The organism is Kitasatospora gansuensis (genome assembly GCF_014203705.1).
GTDB classification, from domain to species: domain Bacteria; phylum Actinomycetota; class Actinomycetes; order Streptomycetales; family Streptomycetaceae; genus Kitasatospora; species Kitasatospora gansuensis.
Map to the genome: position 1 here is coordinate 4,463,715 of NZ_JACHJR010000001.1, position 11,842 is coordinate 4,475,556.

At 69.1% G+C, this 11,842-nt stretch carries 10 protein-coding genes and 1 tRNA gene; 6 read left to right on the plus strand and 5 right to left on the minus strand.

Features of this window, described 5'->3' with window-relative positions:
- The first annotated feature begins 168 nt into the window (after positions 1-168).
- Positions 169-242: transfer RNA gene (locus F4556_RS19820), tRNA-Thr, on the plus strand.
- Positions 243-340: 98 nt separating this feature from the next.
- On the opposite strand, the gene F4556_RS19825 is transcribed toward F4556_RS19820, so the two are convergent.
- The 3 genes from F4556_RS19825 to F4556_RS19835 form a co-directional block, all read right to left on the minus strand.
- A complete protein-coding gene (locus tag F4556_RS19825; RefSeq protein ID WP_184917994.1) occupies positions 341-1,330 on the minus strand; it encodes an HNH endonuclease in 990 nt (329 codons plus the stop codon).
- Between the two features lie 66 nt (positions 1,331-1,396).
- The gene (locus F4556_RS19830) at positions 1,397-2,995 is read right to left on the minus strand and encodes an SNIPE associated domain-containing protein (protein WP_184917996.1); all 1,599 of its coding nucleotides are present in this window, start codon (positions 2,993-2,995) and stop codon (positions 1,397-1,399) included.
- A gap of 107 nt (positions 2,996-3,102) precedes the next feature.
- Entirely contained in the window at positions 3,103-4,731 is a 1,629-nt protein-coding gene (locus F4556_RS19835; RefSeq protein WP_184917999.1) for a PLP-dependent aminotransferase family protein, read from the minus strand.
- Positions 4,732-4,843: 112 nt separating this feature from the next.
- Between F4556_RS19835 and F4556_RS19840 the strand changes: the two genes are divergently transcribed.
- Positions 4,844-5,335 carry an Lrp/AsnC family transcriptional regulator gene (locus F4556_RS19840; protein ID WP_313068368.1) on the plus strand — a complete coding sequence of 164 codons (492 nt, stop codon included), beginning with the start codon at positions 4,844-4,846 and terminating at the stop codon, positions 5,333-5,335.
- Positions 5,336-5,357: 22 nt separating this feature from the next.
- Here F4556_RS19840 and F4556_RS19845 read toward each other — a convergent pair whose 3' ends face one another.
- Together F4556_RS19845 and F4556_RS19850 are read right to left on the minus strand one after the other, a co-directional pair.
- Positions 5,358-6,152 carry a hypothetical protein gene (locus F4556_RS19845; protein ID WP_184918004.1) on the minus strand — a complete coding sequence of 265 codons (795 nt, stop codon included), beginning with the start codon at positions 6,150-6,152 and terminating at the stop codon, positions 5,358-5,360.
- Positions 6,149-6,658, minus strand: a complete 510-nt coding sequence (locus tag F4556_RS19850) for a SigE family RNA polymerase sigma factor (protein WP_313068369.1) — start codon at positions 6,656-6,658, stop codon at positions 6,149-6,151. The genes F4556_RS19845 and F4556_RS19850 overlap by 4 nt, the downstream gene beginning before the upstream one ends.
- 193 nt (positions 6,659-6,851) lie before the next feature.
- Here F4556_RS19850 and F4556_RS19855 point away from each other — a divergent pair, with 193 nt between their 5' ends.
- The 4 genes from F4556_RS19855 (at position 6,852) to F4556_RS19870 (ending at position 11,833) form a co-directional block, all read left to right on the plus strand.
- Positions 6,852-8,249 carry an extracellular solute-binding protein gene (locus F4556_RS19855; RefSeq protein WP_184918010.1) on the plus strand — a complete coding sequence of 466 codons (1,398 nt, stop codon included), beginning with the start codon at positions 6,852-6,854 and terminating at the stop codon, positions 8,247-8,249.
- Positions 8,250-8,322: 73 nt separating this feature from the next.
- Positions 8,323-9,246 (plus strand): carbohydrate ABC transporter permease, encoded by a 924-nt coding sequence (locus tag F4556_RS19860; RefSeq protein WP_184918013.1) that lies wholly within the window; start codon positions 8,323-8,325, stop codon positions 9,244-9,246.
- A gap of 3 nt (positions 9,247-9,249) precedes the next feature.
- Positions 9,250-10,134, plus strand: coding sequence for a carbohydrate ABC transporter permease (locus tag F4556_RS19865; RefSeq protein WP_184918016.1), 885 nt, complete (start codon positions 9,250-9,252; stop codon positions 10,132-10,134).
- 73 nt (positions 10,135-10,207) lie between these two features.
- Entirely contained in the window at positions 10,208-11,833 is a 1,626-nt protein-coding gene (locus F4556_RS19870) for a glycoside hydrolase family 13 protein (RefSeq protein WP_184918020.1), read from the plus strand.
- Positions 11,834-11,842: the final 9 nt, after the last annotated feature.

An 11,842-nucleotide genomic window follows, 5' to 3' on the forward strand; every position in this document is an offset into this window, starting at 1 on the left:
ACGGTACCCGGCGGATCGTCGGATTGTCAGCCCTCCGGGCGGCCGATTTCGGCATCAGTCCGATCACGGGCCTGTAGTTCGGTGATCGATATCCCTCCCCATCAGGGCACCCCCGCCCGGTACACTGCCCACTGGTGCCGCCGTGGCCTCGCCGCGGACGGTCACCGCGCCTCCTTAGCTCAGTTGGCCAGAGCACCGCTCTTGTAAAGCGGGGGTCGTCGGTTCGAACCCGACAGGGGGCTCCGGATTCGAAGCGTCGCGAGACGCCCGAAGGGCCAGCTCCCCGGGGTGACCCCGGGGAGCTGGCCCTTCGTCGTTGCTCGAGCGGTGATGGCTGTGACTATGGACGCTGGCGGGCCATCAGGGCTCGAAGCTCCTGTGGCGTAGGCCATGGCGCGCGGCGGTGGACCATGCGGTGGCAGTTCGCGCAGATCAGAGCCAGGTCTGAGAGCTTCGTACGCCCTTCTCCTGCTTCATGCAGGGGGACTACATGGTGGCACTCGATGTATCCCATGCCGCGGTCGCCGTATGCGCGTTGGAAGTCGAAGTCGCAGACTTCGCAGGCGAGTCGGGAACCCTGGCCAAGCACTGCGTTGATCTTCCGTTGGCGAAGCCCACGGTTGCGCTCACGGGCGAAGTGCTTGCGGACCAAGAGGCGGCCCTCTGGAGCGTCGAACTCGTCGGCTTCCTCGTCGGCTGGCGGCAGCTCTCGCAGTTCCCCGCTCAGGATGCCTGCTCGGACGAGTTCCGCGGCGGCGGCCATCTCGAGCGGGCTGTCCAGGAAGGCTTTGAGGACCGCAACGTCCCTCGCGCCGCCGTTGGTGGGCTTACCTGTGTAGTCCGGATGGTGAGTGGCGATGTCGAAGGTCTTGCGCGCTACGCCGTTGTTGTTGCGGAAGGTGTCGTTCCGGGAGGATAGATCGTGGATTGGCATGAGTTGAAGCAACTCAGAAACCTCGATCACGCGCGGGTCTGTCGCACCCAGCCCCTTCCAGCCGTTGTCTGCCGTGATGGCGCAAGCCAGCAGGATCTCGTCCCAGACCCAGTCGGGGTTTCGGATTGACTTCACCTCAAATCCGGCCCGCTTAAGCCACGCCACGGCTTCCTGGAGGCCGCCATGAAAGGCGTGCGGTCCTAGGGCCTGGCCGTACTCGTATCGGTGGGCTACCCCGGCAATCGCCTTCGAGTCATACTCCTTGGCGTCATGGACGAGAAGGTAGTCCCGAGCCGGACGGTAACCGTATGTGGTCAGGAAGGTCTCCTGGCCCACGCGGTCGTATTCATCGATGGCTTTGAGGACTGACTCGCGCGTGAACTCTCCCTTACGCATGTTGCCCAGCATAGGAGTTGGCCCGAAGGGCAGCGGCAGGCACTGCGCCAGAGGCGAGGCCGCGTCCTAGGCCGCGCCGCTCGCTCTCCACTCGGGGGCATCGGCCTCCTCGTGGAACTCCAGCAGGTGCTCGCCGGCGAAGCGTTCCAGGGCGGTGCGGACTTCGGCGGGGGTGACGTAGAAGAACTCTCGGCGCAGGTTGATGCGGTTCACCCTGCTGGCATCGAACTCCTGGTGCAGGCGGCGTTCTAGGCCCACGGCATCCGCGCTGAAGATCAGCGCGTGTACGTCGAAGCGGAACGGGACCGATGCGTCGCCCAGCTCGTTCACCCGGTCCATGGGTTCCAGCCGCCGGGTCATCCCGATCTTCACCATGTGCTCGCCGAAGGCGCCGATGTTGGAGATCACATAGACGTAGCCGGCCCGGATGTTCGCCTCCCGGTAGTCGACGGCCTGGAGGGCAGCGTCGATCTCGGCGAGTTTGGACTCTAGGTCGTCGATGGATGCCGGATTCGCCAGTGCACCGGAGGCACGTAGTCGCTGGAGGGCGCTCAGGTGGTGGCTGCGCTCCTTGTCCAGCCGGGCCCGCTCGCGTTCGATCTCGCGGTTCAGTGCCTCCTCCTCGCGCTGCTGTGCGCGCAACTCCCGGCGGTACTCTTTCTCCGCCTCCTGCTTGGCGAGGTAGTCAGCCGTCAGCTCCAACTCGCGTACCCGCAGGCGGTGGTACGGGTCGCTGATCCGGATCTGCATGGTCGCGCCGAGCCGGGCGATGGTCTGCCGGGACTTCTCCAGCCGGTCGACCAGGGACTCCAGCCGGTGCGGGCGCATGCTCCGTACTGCGTAGTCGACTTCAGCGTTGTATGCACGCAGCAGCAGCTTGGAGAAGTCCCGCACCATCTTGCGGCCCTCGGCGACGGACCCGTTGACCTGCCAGTTGGTGGCGGACAGCACGGCCTGTCCGCTCCGTGCCATCGTGCTGACGGAGTCCTTCAGGTCCGCGAGCACGGCTTTGTACGCGACCGCGTCCTCCAGCCGGTGCCGATACGCGTAGATCCCGACTTCCTGAAGCATCGCCACATCTTCCGTGAGGACGATGCCCTGCCGTGCGTGCCGGAGTTGTCGTTCGGCCTGTTCGGCCTCCCGCAGCGCCTCGTCCCGCTGGTGCCGTGCTGAGGCCAGTTCCGAACCGAGCTGCTCCGAGGCCCTTTCGGTCTTCTCCAGCAGCAGATCGTCCTGACAGGCTGCGTCGGCTGCCCATGCCGCTCGTTCCAGCGCGGTTTGCTCGCTCAGCCGCTGATGAACGGATCGGAGCCTCTCGGTCTCGGCTGCCAGCTGGACGGCGTCGAGTCCCCAGAGCCGGGTCAGTTGGGCCTGCAGGCTCTCCACCTCCGCCGTCAGCCGGGCGTTCTCGGTGCGCACCTGCTCGGCGTCGGCTTCGGCCTGCCTACGGCGCCGCCCGAACGGGTTGCCGGCTGCACCCGTCGCAGCTGGAGGCTCGCTGGGACGGGACGCAGATGCGGCCTCCGAGCCATCGGGGAGTTCCGTCCACCACTTCCAGCCAGGGGGTGCCGGAGGCAGTGCCGGGTCGGGTTGCCACCCCTGTGGAGGTACCCACCCGGGTGGTGGCTGCGGCCACGACGGCGGTGGATTGAAGCGGTAGGCCATGACACGCACCCTTCGGGAAGGGGCAGGGGATCGGAACATGTCCGCCACTTACATGATGCGTGTCCCGGGCAGATCCGGGCAGTTCGGAGGGGACTGTGGCCGGTCGGTCAGCCTTCCGCGGACGCGGCGCCGAGGATGACCCGGTCGTGGGCCAGGTCGTGGAGGAGGGCGTCGAGCTTGGGGCGGTCGACGGAGGACATCAGGAAGACGTGGGCGTAGCTGCGGCGGGTGGATTCGTCGCCGGGGGTGGTGAGGACGTCCTGGGAGGAGAGGGACCACTTCTCTACCAGGGCGGGGCTGGGGGTGCGGAAGCGGACGGTGATGGCGCCCGGGGTGCGGGCGGGCCAAAGGGTGAGGTTGTGGGAGAGCTCCAGGGCGTGGAGTTGGTGTTCCAGGTAGGCGGCGAGGTGTTGGGCTCGGCGGATGCGGTCTATCTGGTCCTGGTGGGAGTGGCGGGAGAGGTGGTCCCAGAGGATCAGGGGGGAGAAGCCGTTGCGTGAGCCGGCGAAGGTGGTGTCGGGGGCGCCGGTGTAGTCGGGTTGGGACGGCGGGGTGATCTGGTACTTGACCTTGGTCATGTAGATGCCGCAGGGCCAGGGGGCGCCGGGCCACTTGTGGCCGCTCATGGCGATGGAGGAGACCATGTCGAGGTCGCCGTGCTCGCGGGTGGGGAGGGTGAGGCCGAAGTCGAACTCGGGGAGGTCGGTGTCGGGGGTCCAGCCGTGGGTGGGGTCCGCGGTGGCCATCCGGACGAACGGGGCGTAGCCGGCGCCGAGGGCGCCGTCGACGTGGATCCAGAAGCGGCGGCGCAGGTCGGTCAGGGGTTCGCCGGTGTGCGGGTCGCGGCCGTGGGTGACCTGACCCTGGATCAGGCCGTGGCGTTCGAAGACCGGGAGCAGGCGTTCGCAGGCGGTGCGGACGTCGTCGTGGGCGCCCTTGAAGGTGCTGCCGAGGTTCAGGCTGATGAAGATCGGGTGGCCCTTGGCGGCGAAGAACTCGACCAGGACGACCAGGGCGTCGATGTCGATCTCGCCGGTGCCGTCCCAGGAGTGGCCGGAGGGGCCGCTGCGGGAGGGGACTTCGGTGGGCCAGTCCCGGTCGAGCGGGCACTCGCCGGGGTACTGCTCGGTGCCCACCGCGTGGAAGGTGTCGACGCCCAGGACGCGGACCGCCTTGGCGAAGGAATAGTGAGTGTCCTCGGAGTAGAACGCCACCGGGTGGCGGGAGTTGGGGTTGACGGGGGCAGGTGGGAGGGAGGAGGTGGAAGGCTGGATGAGTTCTTTGCCGGTCAGGTAGTCGCGGGCGTTCCAGAGCGCGTACATGTTGCCCTCGGTCGAGCCCATGGAGAGGACGTAGCCCCAGTACGACTCCGGGTCGGCCGGGTCGTGCGGTCCGTTCGCGTGCCAGAGGGCGGCGTAGTAGTCGAGCACCGCACGTTCGACGACCTTGGTGTTCGGCTTGTAGCCGCCGCTCTGGAACGGGTCGCCGAGGTTGTTGATGTTGTGCTGCATGAACCGGCCGAGGTCGAAGGCGCAGCCGCCCATCTCCTGGGTGGCCTGGTAGCCGAGCAGGTTGCGGCGCTTCCTGGTCAGGTAGCCGTCCAGCCGGTCGAGGGCGCGCAGGCGCTGTCCGTCGCTCAGGCCGGCGGTGGGCAGGGCGAAGTCGGCGGAGTCCGGCTCCTCGGTCGGGGCCTGGGCGGGGAGGAGGGCGGGTCCGTCGAGGAGGGTTCGGCTCATGGGAGCTCAGGATGGAACCTGTGACGGTGACGGGGGAAGCCGTCCGAACAAGATTCGGAATCAGCCGCCGAAACCTTGTGGATCGTCGGAACGGTGGGCGAACCTGTGCGCTGTGCCGAACTATTCTCACGCCCACCGGGCGCCCCTCGACGACGTGGACCGCGCCATCCTGCGGATCCTGGTCGACAACGCCCGCACGCCGAACAACGCGCTCGCCGAGGCGGTGGGGATAGCCCCGTCGACCTGTCTGGCCCGGGTGCGGGCGCTGCGCGAGCGTGGGGTGATCCGCGGGTTCCGGGCGGAGATCGCGCCCGCCGCGATCGGGCTGCCGTTGCAGGCGATGATCTCGGTCCGGCTCCGGGCGCACACCCGGGAGCAGAACGAGAGTTTCCGCGACACGGCTCCCGACATGCCGGGTGTGGTGGCGGTGTTCCACATGGCCGGTTCGGACGACTACCTGCTGCATGTCGCGCTCGCGCACCCCGACGCGCTGCGCGACTTCGTGGTGGACCACCTCACCACCCACCCGGCGGTGGCCCAGACCCGGACCAACCTGATCTTCGAGCAGATCGCCGGCCGCCGGCACCTGACGCCGGAGCTGTGAGGCGAGGGCCGGAAGGCGAGGGTCAGGAGGCGGCGGGCAGGGCGGCCGCCACCTGGCCCCAGACCGGGTCGAGGGCGAGGGCGGACAGCTGCGCCCCGGTCAGCAGCGGCGGGTTCGGGTAGGGCGTCTTCCGGTCGGACCCCGGGCCCGGGATGTTGCCGGCACTGATCAGCACCAGGGTCCCGTCGGGTCGTAGCAGGGTGGCCTGCCAGTCCTGTTCGCCACCTGCGGCTCGGGGGGGCAGGTAGAGCGTCAGGAAGGCACCGTCGGGCTGCGTGGTGACGGTGCATCCCGGGATGTCGCACGGGGCGGGACGTACCGTCCCGTCCGCTGACGGGCGCGTGCGGCCGACCTCGATCCTGACGGTGCCCGTGCCGGTGCCGTCCGACGCGGTGTAGGCGGCCGTCAACTGCTTGAAGGGGAACCCCGAAGTACGGTCGAGCTGCCAGGGGTTGCTCAGCTGCAGGTTGGTGGGCAGCTTCGAGCGGAGCAGTTCCAGGAGCTGGGCCGTACTCGCCGGCACCGGAGGTGTGGCGGTGGTCGCCACAACCGACGGCGCGGCCGACGGCGTGGCCGGTGCGCTCCGGGCGGCCGAGGGCGGGGGTGGCTGGACCGTGGTGCCGGGGACGAGGGCGAGGGTCGCCGCGCAGACCAGGGCGAGGCCGCCCGCTCCGGCGGCGGTGCCGGTGAGGGTCCGCAGGCGTCGGGCGCGTCGGCCGCGGCGCAGCAGCTGCGCCAACGGTACGGGCCCGGTGGGCACCTGACGGTCCGTCAGGGCGTGCAGGGCGTGCGACATCCGTCCGTCGTCCTCGGTCACGGCGTGGTCTCCTGGTTCGCTAGCAGGGTGGTGCGCAGCCGGGCCATCGCCCGGGCGTTCTGGCTCTTCACGGTGCCGACCGAGCAGCCCAGGGCGGCGGCGGTGGCCTTCTCCGACAGGTCCTCGAAGTGACGCAGGACGACCACGGCGCGCTGGCGTTCGGGCAGTGCGCGCAGGGCGAGCTGGAGTTCGTCCAGCTCGTCGATCCGGCCGCCGAGCGGGTCCACGGGCCGGGCGGCGCTCTCGGGCAGGTCGGCGGTGAGCAGTTCCCGCCGCCGCCGGCGCCACCAGCTGACGTGGTTGTTGGCCAGCATCCGCCGCAGGTAGGCGTGCGGATCGTCGGTGGCTGCCCGGCGCCAGCGGACGTAGAGCTTGACCAGGCAGTCCTGGAGCAGCTCTTCGGCGCGGTGCCGGTCGCCTGTCAGCAGTGTCGCGGTGCGCAGGTGTCGGTGCCAGGCGGCCTCGACGAAGTCCGCGTACGCGGCGTCCTCGGTTTCTCGACTCACGAGGGACAGACGCGCGAGCGGTGGTGAAAGGTTGTCGGGCTCACCTACGGCAGAATGCAGTCGTCTTTTTGCGAAATCCTGTCGACATCTTGTGGTCATCTGTCGAGCAGTGGTTAAGTGACGGAGCCGCCGGGAGAAGCACTCAGCACTGCGGCACCCAACCCACCCATGCCCGCAGAAGGGTTCCTCCGTCATGAGCAGAACTGGGCTCGTCCGTAGATCCGTCGTTGTCGCCGTGGCCGCCGGGATGAGCATGTCCCTTGCCGCCTGCGGCAGTTCGGGTGGTACGGGCGGAGGTGACGGGGCAGCGAAGGGCAGCGGGTCGGCGACGCTGGACCCGGCGGCGAAGGTGACCGTCAGCGTGGACTGCCAGCCGCCGGTGACCAAGGCGGCGGAGCGCAAGCAGTGGGACCAGGACGTCGCGGCGTTCGGCAAGCTGTACCCGAACGTGACGATCAAGAGCAAGGACGCCTCGCCCTGCGAGGAGGCGGCGCCGTTCACCGCCCAGCTCAAGGGCAAGACGCAGACCGACGTCTTCTACACCTACTTCACCGACCTCAACCAGGTGCTGGACGCGGACGGTGCCGAGGACATCAGCGCGTACGTCAACGAGACCACCGTCCCGGCGCTGAAGGACATCGACCCGTCGGTACTGGCCACCCTCAAGGACGGCGGCAAGCTCTACGGCCTGCCGACCTCGAACTACAAGATGGGCCTGCTGTACAACCGCAAGCTGTTCAAGCAGGCGGGCCTCGACCCGGAGAAGCCGCCGGCCACCTGGGCGGAGATCCGGGAGTCGGCGAAGAAGATCGCGGCGCTCGGCAACGGGGTGAACGGGTACGGCGAGTACAGCGCGACCAACCAGGGCGGCTGGCACTACACGGCCGAACTGTACGGCCTGGGCGGCAAGATGGTGAGCGACGACGGCAAGAAGGCCGCGTTCAACACGGCCGAGGGCAAGCAGGTCCTGCAGAACCTGTACGACATGCGCTGGACCGACAACACCATGGGCGCCGCGCAGAGCCTCAAGTGGCCCGACCTGATGACCCAGATGGCGGCCGACAAGCTCGGCATGTACGTCGGCGCGCCGGACGACATCACGTACATGGTGCAGACGCTCAAGGGCGACTACGAGGCGTACGGCATGGGGCCGATGCCCGGGGCCAAGGCGGCGCTGCTCGGCGGCAACGACTACATGTTCAAGAAGGGGTCCAGCCCGGACCAGATCAAGGCGGGCATCGCCTGGATCAACTTCAAGTACCTGACCCTCGGCAAGGGCCAGTTCGACTACGCGCGGACCAAGACCGACGGGCTGCCGGTCGGCCTGCCGCAGCCGTTCTTCTTCACCGGCGCGAGCCTGGCAGCGGACAACAAGGCGAAGGCAGCCAGCGCCACCGTGCCGGTGCAGAACTACGCGCCGTACCTGGCCGTCGCGGTGCCCGGCAAGACCGAGCCGGCCAACGCGCAGCAGATCTACAAGGTGCTGGACAACCCGGTCTCGGCGGTGCTGACGGACAGGAACGCCGACGTCGCCAAGCTGCTCGCCGACGCGGAGACCCAGGTCAACCAGGTGCTGGCCAGCCTCCAGTAGCGGACCCCGGGGGCCGGCCGCCGGGCCGGCCCCCGCCGGGGGAGTACCGACGATCCAGCGGGAGAACGAAGCGATGGCAGCGATCAGTGTCGCCGGGAAGGCGGCCAGACCCACCACCCACGAAGGAAGGCTGTGGCGGAAGGTCCGTCAGAACCTCACCGCGCACGGCTTCCTGTTCGGCGCCCTGCTCTGCTTCGGCTTCTTCACCTGGTACCCGATGGTCCGTGAAGTGGTGATGAGCTTCCAGAAGACCAAGCGGGGGAAGACCAGTTGGGTCGGGCTGGACAACATCGACCAGCTGCTCCAGGACCCGGCGTTCTGGCAGGCCTGGCGGAACACCCTGCTGTTCACGCTGCTGGCGCTGGTGCTCGGCTTCGCGGTGCCGTTCTTCGTCGCCGTGCTGCTGAACGAGCTCCGGCACGCCAAGTCGTACCTGCGGATCCTGGTGTACCTGCCGGTGATGATGCCGCCGGTCGCCTCGGTGCTGCTCTTCAAGTACTTCTACGACCCGGACTTCGGGCTGTTCAACAGCATCCTGCGCGCTCTGCACCTGCCCACCTCGGCCTGGCTCAACTCGCCGGACACCGCGATGCTCTCGGTGGTGATCGCGTCCACCTGGATGAACATGGGCGGCGCCACGCTGATCTACCTGGCGGCCCTGCAGGGCATCCCCGGTGAGCTGTACGAGGCGGCCGAGCTGGACGGGGCCGGCCTGTGGCGCCGGGTCTGGCACGTCACCATCCCGCAGACCCGGCTGATCCTCTCGCTGCTGTTGCTGCTCCAAGTGGTCGCCACCATGCAGGTGTTCGTCGAACCCTTCCTGCTGACCGGCGGCAACGGGCCGCAGGGGTCCACCACCACGGTGGTCTACCTCGTCTACCAGTACGCCTTCAACTTCAACAACTACGGCGCCGCCTCGGCGCTCGGCCTGATCATGCTCGTCGTGCTGGCCGGATTCTCCGCCCTGTACGTGCGCCTGTCCCGGAAGGCTGACTAGACCATGGACGAGCCGCTGACCCGGACGCTGATCTCGCAGACCCAACTCGACCGTCCGCGCGGCAGGTTGCTGTACCGGACCGTGCTGGTGCTGACCGTGGCCGGCTTCACCGTGGTCTTCCTCGGGCCGCTGTACTGGCTGGTGACCGGTGGGCTGAAGTCCACCGCCGAGGTGATCCAGAACCCGCCGACGTTGTTCCCGGCCGAGCTGCACCCCGACACCTACGCCACCGCCTGGCGCCAACTCGGCATGGGGCGGCTGCTGTTCAACACGCTGTACTACGCCTTCGGGGCGCTCGCCCTCCAGCTGTTGTTCGACGTGGCGGCGGCGTACGCGCTGTCCAAGCTGCGGCCGGTGCTGGGGAACCTGATCCTCGGCATGATGCTGGCGACCCTGATGATCCCGGCGGCGGTGCTGATCGTGCCGCAGTACCTGACCGTGCTCGATCTGCCGCTGCTGCACGTCAACCTGGTCAACACGCCGTGGGCGATCTGGCTGCCGACGGTGGCGAACGCCTTCAACATCTTCCTGCTGAAGCGGTTCTTCGACTCCATCCCGGAGGACCTGATGGCGGCGGCCGCGATCGACGGGGCCTCCCCGTTCCGGGCGCTGTGCTCGATCGTGCTGCCGATGTCGCGGCCGATCCTCGGGGTGGTGTCGATCTTCGCGGTGGTCAACGTCTGGAAGGACTTCCTCTGGCCGATGCTGGTCCAGCCGGATCCGGCCAACCAGACGCTCAACATCGGCATCAAGTCGCTCTCGATGGGCGTGCCGCAGAACGTGATCATCGCCGCGCTGGCGATCGCCTCGGTGCCGACCGTGGTCTTCTTCCTGATCTTCCAACGCAACATCATGTCCGGGCTCACCTCCGGCGGACTGAAGGGCTGAGCCCGACTGAAGGGCTGAGACCGCAGGGCCGACCGGAGCCGAGCACGGGCGCCGACCCGAAAGGACCCCCACCGTGGGACAGCAATCCCGGCTCCCCTCCGAGCACCCGGACTGGTGGCGCGACGCGGCGATCTACCAGGTGTACCCGCGCAGCTTCGCCGACGGCGACGGTGACGGCACCGGAGACCTGGCCGGGGTCCGCGCCCGACTGCCCTATCTGGCCGAACTCGGCATCGACGCGGTCTGGTTCAACCCCTGGTACCCCTCGCCGATGGCCGACGGCGGCTACGACGTGGCCGACTACCGGGGCGTCGACCCGCTGTTCGGCACCCTGGACGAGGCCGAGAAGCTGATCGCCGAGGCGCTCGGCCTCGGCATCCGTACCGTGGTGGACATCGTCCCCAACCACGTGTCGGACCAACATCCGTGGTTCCGGCGGGCGTTGGCGGCGGCGCCGGGCAGTCCGGAGCGCGAGCTGTTCCACTTCAGGCCCGGCCGGGGGGAGAGCGGCGAGCTGCCGCCGAACGACTGGGTGTCGGAGTTCGGCGGCTGCCCGTGGACCAGGCTGCCGGACGGCGAGTGGTACCTGCACCTGTTCGCCACCCAGCAGCCCGACCTCAACTGGGCGCACCCGCTGGTGCGTTCGGAGCACGAGGAGATCCTCCGGTTCTGGTTCGACCGGGGCGCGGCGGGGGTGCGGATCGACTCGGCCGCGCTGCTGGCCAAGGACCCGGCGCTGCCGGACTTCGTCAAGGGCCGCGACCCGCACCCGTTCACCGACCGGGAGGAGCTGCACGGCATCTACCGCTCCTGGCGGGCGATCGCGGACGAGTACCCGGGCGAGCGGATCCTGGTCGGCGAGGTCTGGCTGCCGGACGCCGAACGGTTCGCCCGCTACCTGCGGCCGGACGAGCTGCACACCGCGTTCAACTTCGACTTCCTGGCCCGCCCCTGGGAGGCCCGCGCCCTGCGCGAGTCGATCGACGGCACGCTCGCCCTGCACGCCCCGGTCGGCGCCCCGGCCACCTGGGTGCTGTGCAACCACGACGTGACCCGGACGGTGACCAGGTACGGCCGCCGGGACACCCGCTTCGACTTCGCCAGCAAGACCTTCGGCACCCCCACCGACCCCGGGCTCGGCCGCCGCCGGGCCCGCGCGGCGGCCCTGCTCTCACTGGCCCTGCCCGGTGCGGTCTACCTGTACCAGGGCGAGGAGCTCGGCCTGCCCGAGGTCGAGGACCTGCCGCTGGACCGGCTGCAGGACCCGATGCACCTGCGCTCCGGCGGCACCGACCCCGGCCGGGACGGCTGCCGGGTGCCGCTCCCCTGGTCGGGCGACCGACCCCCGTACGGGTTCAGCCAGGCTCCGGCCGAGCCCTGGCTCCCGCAGCCGGCCGACTGGGCCGACCTCACGGTCGAGGCCCAGTCGGCCCGGGCTGACTCGATGCTCACCCTCTACCGCACCGCGCTCGGGCTGCGCCGGGCCGAAGTGGCGCTGCGCGGCGACAAGTTCGAGTGGCTGCGCAGCCCGTCGGAGGTGCTCGCGTTCCGGCGCGGGACCGACTTCCGGTGCGTGGTCAACTTCGGGCCCGAGCCCGTCCTGCTGCCCCCGGGGCAGCCGGTCCTGCTGGCCAGCGGGCCGCTCACCGAAGGCGGGCTGCTGCCCGCCGACACCGCCGTCTGGCTGCGCAGCCACTGAGGGGACCGC

Bases quoted from the DNA above. Each gene is read 5' to 3' on its own strand.
- F4556_RS19855 (WP_184918010.1), top strand. From the start codon at position 6,852: ATGAGCAGAACTGGGCTCGTCCGTAGATCCGTCGTTGTCGCCGTGGCC.
- F4556_RS19865 (WP_184918016.1), top strand. From the start codon at position 9,250: ATGGACGAGCCGCTGACCCGGACGCTGATCTCGCAGACCCAACTCGAC.
- F4556_RS19825 (WP_184917994.1), bottom strand. From the start codon at position 1,330: ATGCGTAAGGGAGAGTTCACGCGCGAGTCAGTCCTCAAAGCCATCGAT.
- F4556_RS19835 (WP_184917999.1), bottom strand. From the start codon at position 4,731: ATGAGCCGAACCCTCCTCGACGGACCCGCCCTCCTCCCCGCCCAGGCC.
- F4556_RS19860 (WP_184918013.1), top strand. From the start codon at position 8,323: ATGGCAGCGATCAGTGTCGCCGGGAAGGCGGCCAGACCCACCACCCAC.
- F4556_RS19830 (WP_184917996.1), bottom strand. From the start codon at position 2,995: ATGGCCTACCGCTTCAATCCACCGCCGTCGTGGCCGCAGCCACCACCC.